At 41.8% G+C, this 19,668-nt stretch carries 12 protein-coding genes; 6 read left to right on the plus strand and 6 right to left on the minus strand.

What is annotated here, in order from left to right:
- Position 1: 1 nt before the first annotated feature.
- Together HWQ38_RS36795 and HWQ38_RS36800 are read right to left on the minus strand one after the other, a co-directional pair.
- The gene (locus tag HWQ38_RS36795; RefSeq protein ID WP_292804318.1) at positions 2–7,978 is read right to left on the minus strand and encodes a non-ribosomal peptide synthetase; all 7,977 of its coding nucleotides are present in this window, start codon (positions 7,976–7,978) and stop codon (positions 2–4) included.
- Positions 7,975–12,258, minus strand: coding sequence for a non-ribosomal peptide synthetase (locus tag HWQ38_RS36800; RefSeq protein WP_292804321.1), 4,284 nt, complete (start codon positions 12,256–12,258; stop codon positions 7,975–7,977). Before HWQ38_RS36800 ends, HWQ38_RS36795 begins: the two co-directional genes overlap by 4 nt.
- Before the next feature lie 695 nt (positions 12,259–12,953).
- Between HWQ38_RS36800 and HWQ38_RS36805 the strand changes: the two genes are divergently transcribed.
- Positions 12,954–13,382, plus strand: a complete 429-nt coding sequence (locus tag HWQ38_RS36805) for a hypothetical protein (protein WP_292804323.1) — start codon at positions 12,954–12,956, stop codon at positions 13,380–13,382.
- 145 nt (positions 13,383–13,527) lie between these two features.
- Positions 13,528–14,943, plus strand: a complete 1,416-nt coding sequence (locus HWQ38_RS36810) for an AAA-like domain-containing protein (RefSeq protein WP_292804326.1) — start codon at positions 13,528–13,530, stop codon at positions 14,941–14,943.
- A gap of 431 nt (positions 14,944–15,374) precedes the next feature.
- Here HWQ38_RS36810 and HWQ38_RS36815 read toward each other — a convergent pair whose 3' ends face one another.
- The 3 genes from HWQ38_RS36815 to HWQ38_RS36825 all read right to left on the minus strand — a co-directional run bounded on the left by HWQ38_RS36815 (position 15,375) and on the right by HWQ38_RS36825 (position 17,267).
- Positions 15,375–15,656, minus strand: coding sequence for a mechanosensitive ion channel (locus HWQ38_RS36815; protein WP_292804329.1), 282 nt, complete (start codon positions 15,654–15,656; stop codon positions 15,375–15,377).
- Entirely contained in the window at positions 15,643–16,113 is a 471-nt protein-coding gene (locus tag HWQ38_RS36820) for a hypothetical protein (RefSeq protein WP_292804332.1), read from the minus strand. The genes HWQ38_RS36815 and HWQ38_RS36820 overlap by 14 nt, the downstream gene beginning before the upstream one ends.
- 494 nt (positions 16,114–16,607) lie before the next feature.
- Positions 16,608–17,267 carry a hypothetical protein gene (locus tag HWQ38_RS36825; RefSeq protein ID WP_292804335.1) on the minus strand — a complete coding sequence of 220 codons (660 nt, stop codon included), beginning with the start codon at positions 17,265–17,267 and terminating at the stop codon, positions 16,608–16,610.
- A gap of 495 nt (positions 17,268–17,762) precedes the next feature.
- Here HWQ38_RS36825 and HWQ38_RS36830 point away from each other — a divergent pair, with 495 nt between their 5' ends.
- From HWQ38_RS36830 to HWQ38_RS36845, 4 genes are all read left to right on the plus strand, one after another.
- Entirely contained in the window at positions 17,763–18,047 is a 285-nt protein-coding gene (locus HWQ38_RS36830; RefSeq protein WP_292804338.1) for a hypothetical protein, read from the plus strand.
- Positions 18,048–18,163: 116 nt separating this feature from the next.
- Positions 18,164–18,400 carry a hypothetical protein gene (locus HWQ38_RS36835; protein WP_292804340.1) on the plus strand — a complete coding sequence of 79 codons (237 nt, stop codon included), beginning with the start codon at positions 18,164–18,166 and terminating at the stop codon, positions 18,398–18,400.
- A 23-nt stretch (positions 18,401–18,423) separates the two neighbouring features.
- Positions 18,424–18,954 (plus strand): hypothetical protein, encoded by a 531-nt coding sequence (locus tag HWQ38_RS36840; RefSeq protein ID WP_292804342.1) that lies wholly within the window; start codon positions 18,424–18,426, stop codon positions 18,952–18,954.
- Positions 18,947–19,252, plus strand: coding sequence for a tyrosine-type recombinase/integrase (locus HWQ38_RS36845; protein WP_292804345.1), 306 nt, complete (start codon positions 18,947–18,949; stop codon positions 19,250–19,252). The genes HWQ38_RS36840 and HWQ38_RS36845 overlap by 8 nt, the downstream gene beginning before the upstream one ends.
- A gap of 86 nt (positions 19,253–19,338) precedes the next feature.
- Here the strand turns inward: HWQ38_RS36845 and HWQ38_RS36850 are convergent, their stop codons facing one another.
- Positions 19,339–19,548, minus strand: coding sequence for a hypothetical protein (locus HWQ38_RS36850; protein ID WP_366933388.1), 210 nt, complete (start codon positions 19,546–19,548; stop codon positions 19,339–19,341).
- Positions 19,549–19,668: the final 120 nt, after the last annotated feature.

The following is a 19,668-nucleotide window of genomic DNA, read 5'->3' on the forward strand; positions in this document are numbered from 1 at the left end:
CTCATAACTCCACTATTTCGACGCTGACTTCTTTTACTGGCAAATTTTGTGTTGCCCAATCCATTACTTTGATGTATTCTGCTATCCCGGCTACTGTAGGAGACTCAAACATTATCTGTATAGACAGATCGAGTCCAAAAGCTGAGTTGATCTCTGACAGGACTTGGGTAGCTAGTAGGGAATGACCACCTAGCTCAAAGAAGTTGTCCTTAACACCAATACTTTCAACTCCCAGGATTTGACTCCAGATCCGAACCAGTTGAGCTTCAATTGGGGTGCGAGGTAAAACAAAGCCAGTAGAAAGACTTCTTGTGGCTGTATCAGGTGAAGGCAGGGAGCGGCGATCCACCTTGCCATTGAGTGTCAACGGCAGGGCATTGAGGACGACAAAAGCCTGCGGCACCATGTAATCGGGTAGCTTTTGTTGGATATATTCACGCACCTGCGGCACCAGTTTTTGAACTAACTTGCCGCGTAGAGGATTGTTAGTATAGTCAGTCCAGGGTTTGGTTGTAACGGCTGAACTATCCCAGAACTTGTACTGAGCGCAGTCGAAGTGGGCGATTGCGCTTTGTGCGTCAGACACTTCGGCTTCTCTCAGTGCAAGTGTCTGCGTTGAATTATTGCGGCAGAACACCACATCATAGCAACCATCCTGACTACTCTCCCACCAACTCAGATGGACAGTGTAACCGAGTTGCTGCCCCAATTGGCAAAACTGCTCTGGATTGACCCCAACCGTTGGCTGTTGTGCTAATACCTGCCGCAGTTGGCTGACTGTTTCTACAGCCGGGGGATTTTCCAACCATTGCCAAATCTGTAGTGCTTGCTGTACTCGTTGATTCGGCACGCGCCTGATTCCCAACAGTTCTGGCTGTTCTTGTTGCAGTTGATGTTGAATTTGTGTGAATGAAAGGGCATCGAGTTGCCAGTTTAGCCAAGGAACGCTAGTTCTTTGAACATTAGCACCGACATGAAGGGTAACATCATAGCGGAATTGGGTTAGCTCATTTTGCGCGTAACCACGTTTGGGCTGAATTTCCACCCAAGTAATCTGAGGAAAGCGTGTCTGGAGGGCGATGAAGAAACTGGGGTCGATGACCAATTCTTCTTCAACGGCCACACTCTGATGTACCATTCGCTGCCATTGCTCAATAGTTCTATCCTCAGCAGCTTGGGACAACTGCACAGCTGCATGGTATGGCTCCAGCAATGGCAAGCTGCGGACATCACCCACGAATAGCGTACCCTGTTGGGCGATCGCGTTCATTCCTCCTTCGATAACCTGCAACAAATACTCAACACTGGGGAAATACTGCACTACTGAGTTCAAAATAACAGTGTCGAATTCGCCTTGAGGGATACCTTCAAAGTTATCCGCCATTTGGTGCAGCAGCCGCACATGAGCTAGACCATCAACCGTGGAGCATATCTGCTCAACGTGCTGTATGGCGGCAATAGAATAATCACATCCCCAATACTGTTGACAGTGCTTGGCAATGCGAGATAGTAGTAACCCTGTTCCACAACCAATTTCTAGTAGCCGTTTCGGAAAATCAGTCAGAATTCGACTGACTGTATTCTCAACCCACTCCTGCATTTCCCCATCTGGGATGGGTTGTCTGGTATAACTACTGTTCCAGCCAGTAATATTGAACGTGAGGTCATCTGTGGATGGCGATCGCTGACTATAGGCTTGTTCATAGAGCATTTGCCAGTCACTAACGTACTCGGTCTGCCATTGGGCAACTTGCTGGGGTAATGTTTTTTGATGAACAGCAGGCACTAAGTAAGCCACAAGACTTGTACTGAGCGGAGCCGAAGTGCGTTTATCTCCAGAGATGTCTTCTCTGATGATGACGACACTTTCCTGTACTAAGGGGTGTTGACTTAAAACTACTTCAATTTCGCCTAACTCGATACGGAAACCGCGAATCTTTACTTGATTGTCGATGCGTCCTAAATACTCTAACTCGCCATTGGGCAAATAACGCGCCTTGTCTCCTGTTTTGTATAGTCGCGCTTTGTCGTAGTTGCTAAAAGGATTAGAAATAAAGCGTTCATCTGTCAATTCAGGACGATTGAGATAGCCGCGTGTCACTCCTTCCCCACCAACGTACATCTCACCAGGAACCCCAATCGGTACTAACTGTTTATGTTCATCCAGTACATACATCTGTAAGTCAGGTATCGGGCGACCTATGACACTAACTGTGTGATTTAAATCAGCTTTGCTCAATGGGCGGTAAGTGACGTGTACAGTAGTTTCTGTAATCCCGTACATATTTACTAATTGGGGCATTTGGTCGCCATGTTGCTCAAACCAAGGTTGCAAACTCGACAGTTCTAAAGCTTCCCCACCGAAAATTACTAGGCGCAAGTTCAAGTCGCCAGTAGTTGCGATTGACTGTTCAGCTTGAATTAACTGGCGGAAAGCTGAAGGTGTTTGATTGAGAATTGTGACTTTTTCTTGACACAATAACTCATAGAAGGATTCGGGCGATCGCGTCACTAAATATGGCACTACTACCAGTCGTCCACCATACAGCAATGCCCCCCAAATTTCCCATACTGAGAAGTCGAACGCATAAGAGTGGAACATTGTCCACACATCTTTAGCGCTAAAGTTGTACCAAGAGTTTGTCGCTGCAAACAAACGAGCCACATTAGAGTGATTGACTAAAACGCCTTTAGGCTTACCTGTAGAACCAGAAGTGTAAATTACATAAGCTAGGTTATCAGGTGTGGCAGTGTTTTCCAGATTTGAATCATTGTTTTGAGCAATTTTTTCCCAATCGATATCTAAGCAAACGACACGCGCCTGATGTTTGGGCAGAGATTCTACTAATTGCTGTTGGGTTAAAAGTAACGATACTTGAGCATCTTCTAACATAAAGCTCAAGCGGTCTTGGGGATACTCTGGGTCAAGTGGCAGATATGCCCCACCCGCCTTGAGAATACCAAGTAGTCCTACCACCATTGAGAGCGATCGCTCCACACACAACCCAACTAGCACATCTGCTCCCACACCTAATGAGCGCAAGTAATGCGCCAATTGGTTGGCACGGCAGTTTAATTGGCGGTATGTAAGATGTTGATTTCCATACACTATAGCCACGGCATTTGGAGTACGCTTTACCTGCTCCTCAAACAACTGATGGATACATTTATTTTGGGGATAATTCACCTGAGTATTGTTCCATTCCATCAACAGTTGATGACGTTCCTGCTGTGTGAGCAAGGGGAGTAAAGCCACTGGCTGTTGTGGATTTGCCGCGATCGCACTAGTGTACTGTAAGCATATCGCTTCTAGCAAATTCTGGAAATGCTGCATCATGCGGGCAATAGTTGCCCCATCAAATAAATCGCTACTGTAACAGCAATAGCCCTCAAGACCTGACTGGGTTTCCCAAAAGTTTAGTTCAAGGTCAAACCGCGCTGCATCAAGACCCCAAGGCATTTTCTCGACGCTTAAGCCAGGCAGATCCCAACCAGAGGAGGGGGCATTCTGGAGGACAAACACCACCTGTACCAGTGGATTACGATTTAATTTTCGCTCTGGTTGCAACTGTTCGACTAATATCTCAAAAGGCAAATCCTGATGCTCGTAGGCATTTTGAGTTACCTGTCGTACCTGCGTCAATAAATCTGCAAAGGTCAGTTCTCTTGATAAATCGAACCTCAGTGGTAAGATGTTGACAAAAAATCCAATTAACTCTTCGATTTCTTTGCGGTTGCGATTAGCAATTGGAGAGCCAACTACAAGATCCTTTTGTCCACTGTAGCGAGACATTAACACAACAAAAGCCGCCAGCAGTGTCATAAACAGAGTGCTTCCTGACTCTTGGCTAATCTGTCTAAGCGCGGAAGTCAGCGAAGCATCTAGTTGAAATCGCTCGATTCCTCCTTGAAAAGTCTGGATAACTGGGCGGGGGCGGTCTGTAGGCAATTCCAACAAAGGTGGCGCTCCCGCTAACTCTTGCTTCCAATAGCTTAACTGACGCTCTAGTACCTGATTTGTTAGCCATTGGCGCTGCCAAACGGTAAAGTCGGCATATTGTACAGATAACTCTGGTAATTCAACAGGATTACCTGTGGAAATAGCTCGATAATGGGCAGACAGTTCGCGGATTAAAAGGCCTATTGACCAACCATCAGCAGCAATATGGTGAATGACTAATAACAGTACATACTCCTGTTGAGCAACTTGCCACATCTTGACCCGCAACATAGGATCTCTAGCCAGATCGAATGGTTTGCATGCTTCTTTTATCGCTAGTTGCTCCACTTGTTTCCAGGGGTCTGCCACATTTTGTCTTTCCACCACTGGTAACGTTATGTTTATATTAGGGTCTATAACTTGTACTGGCTTGTCATCCTTAATCTCAAAGCGAGTACGCAGAACTTCATGCCGCCGCACGATCCCCTCAATTGCCCCTTGTAATGCTTTGACATTGAGATTCCCCTCTAGGCTTACAGCAAAAGGTATTGTGTAGGCACCACTCTCGCCTTCTAAATGATGGAGAAACCACAGGCGCTCCTGCGCCCAAGATAGAGGTATATCAAGTCTTGTGGAAACGGGTAAAATTGCCGGAAGCACTAGACTCGAACCAGTTTGAAGTTCAGATGATATGACTTCACTTAACTGAGCTACTGTTGGTGATTTAAATAAAGAACGCAACGGTAACGAAGTCCCAAAGGCTTCTGGTATGCGAGAAATTATTTGGGTAGCTAGTAGCGAGTGTCCCCCTAGTTCAAAGAAGTTATCATGTATGCCCACTCGCTCTACTTTTAGCACTTGCGCCCAAATTCCTGAGAGAATTTCTTCGATTTGGTTACGCGGGGCAACATATTTGTCCGATAATTGGCTGTGTAAATCAGGTGCGGGCAGTGCATGGCGGTCTACTTTCCCGTTGGAGGTAAGCGGTAGACCTTCTAAGATGACTATTGCACTTGGCACCATATACTCTGGTAACTTTGACTTCAGGAAGCTACGCAGTTCGCTTACTGTAAATGTCTGCTCTTTTTGAGGCACAATGTAAGCGACTAGGCGTTTGTCCCCAGGAATGTCCTCGCGGGCGATCGCACAAGATGCCAAAACATGGGGATATTGGCTCAGAACTGTTTCGATTTCGCCCAATTCGATGCGGAAACCCCGAATTTTTACTTGATTATCAATGCGTTCTATGTATTCAATATTGCCATCTGGTAAAGAGCGTACTAAATCCCCAGTTTTGTAAACTCGCTCAACTCGATCGAATAATTCAATTTCAATAAATTTTTCGGCGGTAGTTTCAGGACGATGGAGATAGCCTTGTGCTAATCCAGCACCACCAATGTACAATTCTCCTGGTAAACCTACAGGTACTGGTTGGAGATTTTTATCTAATATATAAACTTGGGTATTAGCGATCGCACGACCAATAGGAATAGTTGTAGCGTCTTCCGGGACATCCTGCACTAAGTACCAGGAACTAAATGTTGTATTCTCTGTCGGCCCATAAACATGAAGTAGTCGCTGTGGCGCACCATTTTTCAGTACTTCTTTTACCCATTTAGGATCAACCGCTTCGCCGCCAAATAGAAGATGCCGTAGTGAATTGAAAGCAGAAGGGACTTCCTGAGCAATTTGATTGAACAAGGCAGTTGTCAAGAATAATACGCTGATACCTTGCGATCGCATAAAGGCAGCGAAATCTTGTGGAGAAAGAGCCAATTCTTTGCTCACCCCTACTAACCGCGCCCCGTGAAGTAGCGCACCCCAAATCTCGAAAGTGGCAGCGTCGAAAGCGTAATTTGAAGCTTGTGCAATGACATCTGTTGGTTTTATGTCGATGTAATTTGTGTTGATTACCAAGCGGTTCACGGCTCGGTGATCAACAGCAACTCCTTTGGGTTGACCTGTAGAACCGCTTGTGTACATTACATAAGCTAAGTTATCAGCTTTGGTGCTGGTAGTCGGGTTATGTTTTGTTTGTTGATTGATGATATCCCAGTTTGAGTCTAAGCAAATTACATCAGCTTTGCGTTCGGCAAAGCCGCGCCGGAGGCGATCGCCTAGTTTGTCAACTAGTTTTTCTTGAGTCAAGACAACTGATAGCCCAGTATCTTCGAGCATAAAGTTTAAACGCTCTTGGGGATACTCTGGGTCGAGTGGCACATAAGCTCCACCTGCTTTGAGAATGCCTAAAATTCCCACAATCATGGAGAGCGAACGCTCTACACACAACCCAACCAGCACATCTGCTCTCACACCTAAAGACTGCAAGTAATGAGCCAACTGGTTAGCCTGAATGTTTAATTCATGGTAGGTAAGCTTTTGGTTGTCAAACACCACCGCCACTGCATCGGGGGTGCGTTCAACCTGCTCCTCAAACAACTGATGAATACACTTATCCTGAGGATAATTCGCCTGGGTATTATTCCACTGCATTAATAACTGATGCCGTTCTGGCTCAGTTAGCAAAGGCAATTCTCCAATTCTTTGGTCGGGATGAGCAGCAATTGCTGAGAGCATTGTCTGGAAATGACCTGTCATCCTAGCGATTGTATCTGCCTGGAACAAATCGCTGTTATATTCCCACGAGCCAATTAATCCCTTTTGTATCTGCCAGATCGAGAGGCTCAAATCGAACTGAGATGTACCCCGCTCTAGCATCTCTGGAGTCAGACTAATATCAGGTAACTCTAAAGTATCGAGGGAGAAATTTTCCAAAACAAACATTACTTGAAACAAGGGATTATAGCCAAGAGAACGTTCTGGCTGTAGTGCTTCTACCACTTGCTCAAATGGTACGTCTTGGTGTGCATGGGCATCCCAAACAATAGAGCGAATTTGTTGGAGGAATTGAGAGAAACTAGGATTCTCTTCAATCTGAGTACGCAACACCAAGGTATTGACAAAACAGCCGATTAGTGGTTCTGTTTCTTGATGATTGCGGTTAGCAAAAGGCGAACCGATACAAATATCATCTTGGCCACTGTAACGATGGAGTAAAATGCCAAAAGCTGCCAGCAAGGTCATAAATAAGGTGACACCTGACTTCTGGCTGAGGATTAATAGTTGAGAGGTTAAATGCTCTTCAATTTGAAATTTTTTGGTAGCACCAGAGAAAGTTTGGACTGGTGGCCGCGGATAATCCGTGGGCAACTCCAACAAAGGTGGTGCGTCAGCTAACTGCTGTTTCCAGTACTCAAGTTGCTTTTCTTGAACTTCTTTAGTTAACCATTTGCGTTGCCAGAGGGCAAAATCAGCGTATTGTATCGTTAACTCTGGTAAGGGATTTGGTTGCCCTTTAGTAAAAGCATGATAGAGGACTTCTAACTCTTTGAAGAATATTCCCATTGACCAGCCATCGGTAATGATGTGATGCATGGTCAAGATTAACAAGTGAGATTCTACTTCCTGGCGCAGTAGAGTGGCTCGCAACAAAGGAATACTATCCAAGTCAAAGGGTTTGCGAACCTCCTGAGTGACTATTTGTTGCAGTGAGGCTTCTGGTAAACCCTGCAAGTCTATCACAGGGATATTTATGGTGACAGTGGACACAATCGCCTGAAAAGGGATGCCCTCTCTCACAGCAAAGCTAGTTCGTAAAGCTTCATGACGGCGGATAATTTCGTTGATACTCTGTTCTAAGGCTGTCACTGAAAGCTTTCCAACAATCCGCAACTGGCAACTTTCATTGTAAAATGGGCTTTCTTTATCTAGTTGATAAAGAAACCACATCCTCTGTTGAGTAAAAGATAAAGGTAACTCCTCATCCCTAGAAACTGGCACTAAGGGGAAAGATAAGAATTGTGTAGCTGTTTGAGCTTCTTTGAGAAAAGCAAGGATTTCTGTTTTCCGTTCTTTAAGTTCCTGCTGTATGTCTACTGTCATTACTCCTTTAGGAGCGCGACAGCCAAGTTGATCTCCGTCAATCCAGATTTTTACGCCTTTTGTTTGCAGGTTAGCTAAAAACTGTTCTGTGATCATATCCTTACTTCCTCATATTCTTCTGCGATCGCCTCAATAGATCCACTCTTGTCCTGAGTTATCCCTATAATCGCCTCAATACTTTGGGCTAAACTGGCGATCGTCGGCGCTCTAAATAAACGCTGTAGAGACAACTCTAGAGAGAAATCTTCGCGTAACCGAGAAATCACTTGGCCAGCTAAGAGAGAATTGCCCCCTAACTCAAAAAAGTTGTCATTAATGCTTAAAGGTGGTAATTTCAGCACCTGCTGCCAACATTGAGCAATTTTTAGCTCTATCTCGTTGCGTGGTTCTATCCGCTCCCTAATTTCCTGAGTGTTAATTCCCCCAATTAAGCGATTGTGATCAATTTCGCCGTTTTCGAGACAAGGCATTTGGGGCAGTTGTACTAAGTTGCAGGTGCTGGAAGTTCCAAAGCAATCTTGCACTTGCAAGTCTGGTAATTGAATAATCTCGTTACTACTGGCAGTGAAATAAGCAGTTAACTTCTGTAAATTAAAGGCTGACGACTGCCAACGTTGAATGTTTTGGTTGCTGCCATCCAAACCTATCAATAGATGCGTTTGCTGATGTTGTAAACTGGCAAGCATGGAAGATATTGCTTGGGAGGAAGACATCACATAGAAGCCTTTGGCACGGATCAGATTCTTCATCTGATATCCTTGACTCATCCCTGTCTCATCCCACATACTCCAAGCAAAACAATAGCTTGCTAATTCACTCTGGGAATTTTGGTAATAAGAAAAGCGATCGAGAAAACTATTGGCAGCAGCATAAGCACCAACAGCCGTGCCTCCAAAAAAACCGTGTGCTGAAGAAAAGTGGATAAAAATGCTGCCCTTCTTGTCTTTTACCAATTGGTGCAACGCCCAAGCACCCAACACCTTGGGACGAAGTATTGCTGATAAGTTTTCCTGAGTCCCTTCAAGTACAAGCTGTTCATGGAGAGTGCCGGCTAAATGGATTATTCCATCTAGGTTCTTACCCCATTGAGATTTAGCTTTTTCAACTATTATCTGCAATTGTTTCCAGTCACAGATGTCAATAGCTTCGTAAATTACCTCTCCTCCAAGCTGTTCTAGTTCCTGATAAGCTTTGAGCCGTTGTATAATAGTGTCTGTTTTGTCTTGATTAGCATTCCAAGTACTTTTATCTGGTAGAGGAGTTTTGCCGACCAACAGTAACCGAGCTTGGTAATGTTTCAGCAAATACCGCGCAATTTCAATACCTATACCACCGAGTCCTCCGCTAATTAAATAAGTTGCTCCTCGCTTGAAGCTGACTGGGGATTTAGGTTTGTTAGTCCAATCAACTTTTTCTAGACGAGGAACTAAACGCTGCCCATTCCTGTAGGCTACCTCTCGTTCTTTAGAGGAAACTTGCATTTCTTGTAAGATATAAGCTCCATTTGTTTCAACTTCAGTGAAAGGCAAATCAATGTGACAACAGTTCAACCAAGGTAATTCTTGAGGAATGGTTTTCAGAAGCCCTAATACTGCTGATTTCTCGTAAGCTATTGGGTCAGATGAGGAAATGGACTGGATATGACTGGAAATAAATGATAATTGCACCGAATGGTCAAAACCTTGAACTTTGGCTAAAGCTTGAGCTAGGAACAATAGACTAAATATTCCATTTTCTTGTGCTTGTTCGAGAGCATCCAAGCTTTTGACTTCGCCGCTATATCGGTCATAAGTCCATAGGTGAAGTATTTGTTCGATGATTATGTTATCTGCTGCCAACGATTGGAGTAATAGTTGGTAGTCCTTGGATTGTCCTGGAGCGATCGTGTAGCTTGAGCGATTAATTTTACAAAAATCTTCTCCGGGTGAAACATTTATATATGATAGGTTATGCTCTGATAATATCTGACATAAATATGCCCCTAAGCCGAATGAATCTATAAATACTAGAGTGGAATTAATAACAGTTAAAGAAGAATTAAAAGTAATGGGATTTTTGGGCTGCCATACTTGACGGTAAAACCAGTCGGGAATGGTATTGGCGTTACCCAGTAATATATCAATTCGTTTAATAATGGATTGAAATTCACCTGTTTTGAGGCGCTGACTCAGTTGCGATCGCTGGATTTTACCAATGGCGGTTTTAGGAATAATTTCTTGGTCTACTGGAATTAGATAATCTGGGTTTATTCCCACCTTGTTGACAATAGAAGTGCGAATTTCCTTAAGCAGAGTTGCTAAATTGCCATCATCAGAAAGAGAAGTATTGAAAAAGATAGCTAGTTGATCAGTATTAATTCCTGGTTGTCTCACTGCACAGGCAGCTGTATAAGAGACTTCTACTCCTTTAACTTCTTCAACGGCAGCTTCGATTTCGTGACAGTAGTAGTTGAGTCCATTGATGATAATTACATCTTTCTGCCGTCCAGTAATAGTTAAACGCCCTTGATGGAGAAATCCTAAATCTCCGGTATTAAACCAATCATCGGCAGTAAAAACTTCTTGGTTTGCCTGTGGATTCTGATAGTAACCACTAGTAACAGATGCACCTTTTACTTGTAAACGACCAATCGTATTTTCTGTCACTATCTGTTCGTTTTCATCAACAATACGCAGTGAAGCACCAGCAATTGGGGAGCCAAGTTCTACAAATAAAGTGTCATCTGATGAAGTTTCTAGAGAAAAGCTATCAGAGTAAGTAATACCAGAAGAGGTTTCGCTCATCCCAAAGGCTGGATGAATCGCATTCGTTGGTAAACCATAACGGCGAAGCAGCCTTAAAAAACTCCTGGCTATCTTAGTGACAATGGGTTCTCCAGCGTTGATTATAAAACGCATCGACGATAAATCCCAATGTTTTTGGTTAATCTCAATTGCGCGATACCGCAGGTCGCCAAGGGCATCGCAGATTAGCGAAAAGGCAAAATTAGGTGCCCAACTAATCGTAGTTTGATGTTTATCAATCAAATCTAGCCACAACAGAGGATTTTGCACAATCAAGTTAGTGGGTACATGGATTTGCTGACAACCTAAGTCAACAGCCATAATGCTCAAGGAAACTAGCGCACCCACATGATCCAGAGGCATCCAGTTTAAAATGCTTTCCTGATTGCAAAAATTGCCCAACAAAACTAAGCCACCCGTCATACTCAATAAATTGCGATGATTTAGCATCACACATTTGGGTATACCAGTGCTGCCAGAAGTCAAAAACAAAATCGCTAAATCTTCTGGCTGACTTTGATGCAAGTTGAAATCCGCTTCGCACTCACGCAACTTCTCAACAGTTGCAACTTGAAAGTTTTCTAAATTCAGAAACTTTGATAAGTCATCAATATTGGAAGCTAAAGAAGCGTTGGTTAGTACAAGGGGTTTACCCAGCATCTGCCAAGTGTTTTGAAGTTTGCTGGCGATAGTATTAGCTAGTTCGTATGTCGGGGCGATGGATATTGGCACTGGAACAAAGCCCCCCAGCACACAACCCCAAAAAGCACAGAGAAAATCTTGGTTGTTTTCTAGTTGAAAAATTACTTGATCTTGCGGCTTGAGTCCTAGCTTTCTGAATCCAGCTAAAATTCGTTGAGCATCTTGCCATAATTCTCCATAAGATTGAACTTTTTCACTACTATCAAACTGAATGTAGATGATACCTTGAGTCGAATGTTTAGCAGCTCGTTGTAGTAATTCTTTTAAAGTTTTAGGAGCATGTTCGGAGTATTGCAGTGGTTCCCCGTGACTAATAGCTAGCTTTTTTGACGAGAACACTTTCTTGTTTTCTATCTTCTGACTAAGTATAGTTGCTCGTACCTTTTGCTGGCTATCTTCAGAGGTGAGCGTCAAAGACGTTGCTAGATACATTGCTTGAGTGTTGCCTAGCAAATCCTGTAAGTGGACAGGAGGAATACTTGTAATCAAGGGTTCAACAACCACCGCAACACGCTCAATTTCTGGCAATGACTCTAATTGCTCCTCTATGCAATGCATTAATTCAGAGTCAATAGCTTCTAAGCTGGCTAGAGTAACTTCATCTACCTGCCCTTGATCTGTTAGGGGTATAGTGGAGACTGGTACGAGTGCTGTGGGTATTAATTCGCTAGGCAGAATGGTTTGCAGGTGAGATAACAATTGTTCTGGTGCAAATAAGCTTGATGGAACTATATAGGCAACTAATTCCTGCTTTAGCTTTTCTGTTTCTCTTTTTATAACTACACAATCATCTACAGTTAAACTCGATCGAATAGCAACTTCTATTTCTCTGTATGTAAAACTTTTATTACTTAAATTTGCTAAAACTTTACTAGAATTATCTAACTGCATTAGCTTCTATTTTAAACTTCAATCTTACTATTAATTAAAATTATTACTAATTTGGAAGCGGAATCATAATATCTTTGTAATTATCCAGTAGATATATCAAGTAGATAATCCCAGTTTTTTAAATAAAACGCAATAGCAGTTAAGACATTTAAGAAACCAGTCAATAAACCAGTTAAGAAAGTTAAGAAAGTTAAGAAAGTTAAGTGATAGATATTTAAAATATTTACTGAATCATAATTCAGTACGATTTAGTAAGGCTCAAAGTTTTGTAAGTTAGGAATTCTAATCAAGACTAAAAATAAACTGTCAGTAAATCGCAAAGACTTGTTGCTGTTGTCCCCAATGATACAAAGCAATGATTTGCTAAAAGCAACGCCAGACAGCGATACTGCAACGCTAACAATCTCAACCTAGATTTATCAAATCTCAATATAACAACGCCATGAAGAGGAAGTAAGTGCAGTGATTTAGAAAGCTCGACATATAGCATAAAACTTAGGAATCAGCTATTTTCTGAGAGTGATAAAACAGAGCGATACCATCAGTTAATCCAAGGAAAGATAAAACAGTTAAAACTTAAATTATAGTAAAAATAATGGAAATAATAGTTAAATAATATCATAACATTCTTGCGTTTAAATATAGTATCGGTTACAAAATTCTAAGTATCCCTATTTATAATAATTGACTTGACTATGAGATATCAAGTCGGTGTTAGCCTTAAGTATGATGACTCAGCAATTAAATTATGTGACTTTCAATCACATGAAGCTATGCCCCTGCTTGAAGGTTTAGAAGAACTAGTCAGCCAGGCACAGGCAATATTGCTGCATATTATTCATTGGACAAGAGGACAGCCGTTTCTCACGCAAAAGCTTTGTCAGTTAGTTGTGCAAGTTGCTTTGGAAAGTTATAAAGGAACGATTGCTATACCGAACGGTACTGAAGGATATTGGGTAGAACAATTGGTGCGATCGCGCATTATTCAACATTGGGAATTCCAAGATGAACCTCAACATCTCCGTACCATAAGAGATCGCTTACTTTTTGACGAACACAAAGCAGGAAAGTTATTAAAAATTTATCAACAGGTGTGTGTTTACTATCAAGCTAATATAATGTAACTTAGTTTATTAGAGTTCCTATGGATTTTACGAAAAATGAAAGAAGAGTGTATCAAAAATTGCTACGTTAAATTCCAGTTTCAGTAGAAAAATAGAAAAAATTATTGCTTGTGACACTCATTTATAATAAATACCTGTAACGGCAATGTATAAAACTAAACGCACACGAGGAGTTGTACTAACATCCACAGGAATTAAACGGTTACAATCAGCAATTCTTTCTGTGGAGATAGTAGAAAATAAAGGCGAACACTTGAGTTTAGAAGAAATAAGCTCGCGCATTCATGTTTCTACTAGAACTTTGAGTAAATTATGGTCTTTAAGTGAAAGTGTAGATCAAAAAACTATAAAACTCTGCTTTAGCGCTTTTAATCTAGAATTACACAGCGAAGACTACACCATAGTCAACAAAGCAAATGAGACTGAAACATCTGAGTTATTGTCTATTGCAAATATAGAAGAAGATTTATCTCAACGTTCCGAATTAACCTCATTTGTCGAAGAACATGACACACAAACTGAACAGATAGAAAATCTTTGGTCATACCCGGATGGCCCCGTACCTTTAGATTCTCACTTTTATATTGAACGTCCTCCACTAGAGAGAAAGGTTTATCGAGAAGTAACTACTAGTGGCTGCGTGATTCGCCTTAGGTCTCCCAAACAGATGGGTAAAAGTTCTCTTGTGTTGAGGCTTTGTGCGTTTGCACAGAAACTTGGGTATCAGACTGTGAATCTGAATTGCTACCAATTCGATAGTGAGTGTCTAACTGATTTAAATAAACTGTTACGTCGTCTTTGCTGGAAAATTGCAACTCAATTAGGTATTGACCCCAACCTCAAAGAAAAATGGAATGAAGAAATTGGCTACAGCTTGAGTAGCGGCTTCTATTTAGAAAACTATTTGCTCGATCAATGTCAAAGCCCAGTGGTTTTAGTGTTGAATGAAGTTGACCGTTTTTTTGAATATCCTCACATTTGTCACGAGTTTTTTGCTTTGTTGCGGTCATGGTGTGAGGAAGCACGACACAATCCCAAGTGGCAAAAGCTGAGGTTAGTAATGGTTTACTCAACGGAAGAGTACATCTCTATGGATATTAACCTCTCTCCTTTTAATATTGGTCTACCTATTCGTCTGAACGATTTTACTCAACCACAAGTAGAAGATTTAGCTAGGCGGTATAGTTTAGACTCGTTTAAAGCTAAAGATTTTGCCCAATTAATGTCATTAGTAGGAGGACATCCAGCACTAATTCAGATTAGTTTGTACTATCTTAGGTCTCAAGAAATGACCCTGCAAGAAATAATAGAGGAAGCGATGGCCAATGGTGGCATCTACCGCGATCATTTATGGCGACAGTTGATCAAACTGCAAGAAAATCCTAGACTTGCAAAGACTTATGTTGAAATTCTGGCAGCAAAGCAAGGTATTTCTCTTAATCCTATTGAGACTTACAAACTTGAAAGTTTGGGATTAATTCGCTTTGAGGGCGATCGCATCTTACCGCGTTGCGAACTCTATCGCGCCTATTTTGCAAAACAGCTATCGACAATTGTTTGATAGAGCAACAGTAAGGCACTCAATACCAAGTACCGCAATCGCAGTTTTGTTTCTTGCGCGGTACGGTATTACGTAATAGTTTGCTAAGTGTAACGAACCAACTACGCCATTGAAGTTTCGATTTTGTCCTTATTGTGGCTTTCCTTATATAGCATCTAAGAATTCTGAATATCAAAGCCATCACTGTTGATTTTAGTATTATTTATTACTTTTAACCTGAATTACTCAAGTCAAATTTTCTCGCTTTTCTAAACTGTTTAATTTGGACTTGATAATTGGCTACGGTATCTTCGCTAGTTCTAACCCATTGAGTACAAATTGCTAATCACTCTTACTTGGCTTTAAGATTCGGCCCTTTCAACAGGTAAGGCAAGTGTAATTCCTTGTTGTATTAAAGCATTAGTAAAAATTTTCCTCAGAAGGCGCTGAATCTAAAGATGTTTTCCTGGCTTGACTTTTGTTAACGTCCGTAGTATAAAATGAGATTCTCCAAGGCTCTCTACTCCATCTACCTGTGTGGGTTCTAATACATCTGGGTCATTTGCTTTTAACTGTTCTCCTACAGACTCAATTACTTTGTAGACATGAGCTAAATTAGAGTCATAAGGCACGCTAACTTCCACCATTGCAAAAATATACTGTTTAGAGTAGTTCGTAATTGAGCCAATATCGCCGTTATGAATAATCTGCAATTGACCATTATATAATTCCAACTATTTTAACAATTCTAGGGCCGAAGTCTGCAATGTATGCGATGAATTGGACTTGCTGGATCACTAATATCGCCACGCAGATATAAATTACAAATTCTAGACACCGCTTCAAAAAGGGGATTAGGTGTCGGAGGCGATCGTAGAATCTTAGAAGGTTGTCAGGACTGGAATATCTTATACTTAGAACATCTAGGCTATCAATAATGGCGGTAATTGCTTTAGGTATAAGTAACCCAACAGCAATAGTCAGATAAATCCGCAACAGGATATACAGATACTCAGATACCACTACTGGTACTTTGAGAAACTTGCTACACCAAATGACAGCCCGCAGCCAAATACCAGCGGTAAAAAGATTGTTGAGGTTGTTAAAGAACGTATCAATACTTTTATCAAAAACTTCTGTGATATCACCTTCTCGGTCGAAAACATGAACCACTCGCGTGTGCTTACTCACAAGATTTTCTACAGTGGTGAGTGCTTCTACCCACTTGTAAAATTCTTTTTGTTCAAAAGGGCGGTTTCTGGCTTCTTTACGCTCCCTTTGCTGCTGTTAAGCCAACTACCCACTCGACTACTTTAGCTATTTGGGGATCAACCAGATAATATTTGTAGAAAGCTAAAAATTTGATTTAACTGAAATTAAAGAAAGTTAAGAATTTTAAGAATTTTAAGCTAAAAACGAACAAATTATATATTTGAAAAAGTTGTACTATTTGGTGTTAATATCAAAATCTATATTTTATTAAGAAAATCAGTTAAAGTTTTCATCAGCATTAGATTGTGGTATGTAAATATGAAAAAATAGTAATGATTTGACCTAAAATAAAGTGAATTATTACATAGATATGTGCTGTAATATTTGCAATATTTACTTTCAAGAATTTATCTACAAATTACTAATCATTATGTTAATGTCTTTATTCGATAATCACACTTAGATATGAGATATCAGGTAGGGGGTAGTCTCCGCAGTGACGACCCCACATATCCCGGATTTCTCACAAAGCTTGAAGAAATATGGGTCAAAAACTGCCAAAATGTATATTGCAAAAGAATTCCAGCAGTTTGAAGTATGACCCCAAATAAAAATGATTGTATACCGGAACAGTTCATATTTGAACAAGTAAAATCATGTCCAGTTATAGTTAATTTCAAGGGTGAGCCTGTAACATCAGATGCAGGACTAACGCTAATTGCAGAACTGGCTAATTGTTCTTCACTCTTTTGTCCCAACCAAGTCTTTGGTATCCAGCCTTTAAATCCAATTACTATCCCCAAAATAGGAACTCCTGTAAATACAACTAAAATGGAAGCCAAAGCAAGAAAACTTCGGCGTTGCCAGTAAGGCTGTAAGATTGATGGTTTTTGAGTTTCCAGAACAAGAATTTTTAAAATTTCTCTAATTGCTTCTGCATCAACACCTTGGTAAATGCGATCGCCTATTTGTATATCCTGCCCCTGCCTCAAATTTACCGCATACTTACCTATCTGAGAAACATTTTGACCATCACCACTAAGTAACTGCCGCAGCACAACAATATCAGCGTCAGTTTGCTGGTGCTTAGTAATACGTTCAAGTATAGAATTTAGCTCTTCAGGGTTAATCACATCACTATTGATTTTACGTATATATTAATTACATCAAGGCAATTTGAGCAAAATCTCGAATTACATAATTAAAGCGCAGAATCTCAGACTGTTTGGCACTTTTGACTGACATACACTTCGCCTCCTCCTATTTCTTAATGGTGACATTCCCTGGAACTATGCTCGCTTTCTCGACTACTGCACAGAACGTCTCTTTCTCCAGCGCGTCGGTGGACGCTATCGTTTCATCCACAGATTACTACAGGAACATTTCGCCGCGATGCCTTTGGAAAAATAACCTAGTTCTAAAAACTTTATAAAGCACTCAATTTGGGATAAAATTCTATGATATGGCGATCGCACCATTAGTAAAATTCAAGCAGAAGCGCTTGCGGACTATTTTCATGTAGATGCCAGTTTATTTACCTAGCTGATTTACAAAAATTGAACAAGCCGAGTAGAGATAAGTAAATTCACTGTTTTATCATCTAAAATAAAACTAAAAAACTCCGATAAATGGCGAACCCCAGTAACCTCAACGATATTATTCAACGCATTCTCAAAGGAAATCAAAACGATGACGACATTGAAGCTTTGCGTCAGTGGTTAAACAGTGGTGGTAGCCAAAATCTGCAAGTAGGTAAGTACAACGTTACAGCAGTTTTCATGTATTTGAACCACATCTGTCGTAGGGGCACAGCAATGCTCATTGGTGTCAACTTAAGCTTGAAACAGCCTCTCTCATGGCTTTGTCACCCGCCTGGGAATGAATTCCTTTGGCTTTTAGCTCAAGTCTACTGAAGTAGACTAAGGATTTGGAGAGATATTTAGTCATCTTCAGATGACTTTTGCTATGAGCAAGGAACTTCAGTTCCTTGTGGAACATGGGTTATACGTTAAGTTGACACGTATGAGCAATGCTGTGCCCCTACCGCGTGGTCTATTTACCTGAAAATAGCTGTAATATCGGACAGGGAGAAGATATTCATATTGGCGATCGCACTTACCAAGGACTTGATGCACAAGGAATTCGAGAAGTTGCTCGTGCTGTAATTCAGGGTTCTTATAACGGTGGCTGTGATGCGATCGCCCTGCAAGGAATCCCAGAGGAACATACCCCAGTATTCAAAAATTTAAAAAAAAAGTCCAATTAAGGGCAACAAATCCGGTTGATGACTTGGTGCAGCAAGTGCGATCGCGCATTCACGACAGCATTCAAAGTTTGCACGGTGTTATGCCGTTATGGGGAATAGACCATTGGGTGCCTTTGGGGGATTTGTTTGTAGATGTAAATATCCTGGAGTCACTTAGCAGCAGCCGTAGGTCGGAACTGGATGATTTGTGGCAGGATTTTACAACGGGTAATTCCAGCTACCGCAGCTTAGATAGGATTGGTTTGGGAAAGGAACAGCAGCGCGTGTCGGGTTTGACTGTGCTGGAGCGCAATACTAACTTGATGGTGGTGGGTAAACCTGGTTCGGGGAAAACGACATATCTGCAAAGAATTGTAACCGAGTGCAATGCCAGAAAATTGCAAGCACAGCGAATTCCTGTTTTGATTAAGCTGCGGGATAGTCGAGGAGTTTTAGGGGCGATCGCATCTCAGCATGGGTTATTAATTGAGAGGGCGCATAAGGTTTGGTCTTTTTCGCATTTGACGTTTCAAGAGTATTTGGTGGATAGAACTTTACCAATACCTTTTGGCTAATCGACAACATACTAAAGACAAAACCGAGCCGCTTTTCACAAGCCAAAAAACGGGTGAACCCATTTGCGATCGCCACATCCGCCGCATCATCAAATCCATTGCCGAAGTAGCACTTTTAAGTCGCATCCCCTCCCCACACTGGTTGCGGCACAGCCACGCCACCCACGCTGCTAAAAACACGCCTATTCACATCATCACTAAAACGCTGGGACACTCGTCAGGGAAAATCACGATAGACAACTATCTACACGTGGGTGAAGATGAAGCTAGCTCTCTTAACCTCAAACGATATCGCTGAGGCTTTGAGACATGCCACGATTAGAAATTAGCGGCGATCGCCACGTAACCCATCGCGCCACTACCCCACTCAGGTGAACGCTTGCGTCACCTGAGCGGATGATACAGTTCGTCAAGAGCATTCCATTCCCAACCCACGCTCATTGGGTCGCGGTTACGTGACCAACTTAAAAATTCTTTGGCGCTGAGTTTTTCTCTTTCAGCAATCAGGCTTTGGGGGCTAACACCGAGTCTTGGGGCAAGACTTTCGTTTGTCCTGGGTTGTAATTCAACTTGTGTTTGTTGGTATGGGTGCACTTGTCTTCGCGGTTTGTTGTTGCCCAATCTCCCAGAGGCGATTGCCCGTTCGATTAGCTCCAGCTTTTTGGTGAAATGAGGGTGATGGCGGATTAACCTGTGGACTTTCCGATCCTGATA

This window comes from Nostoc sp. NMS7, from assembly GCF_017115085.1.
Lineage (GTDB): Bacteria > Cyanobacteriota > Cyanobacteriia > Cyanobacteriales > Nostocaceae > Nostoc.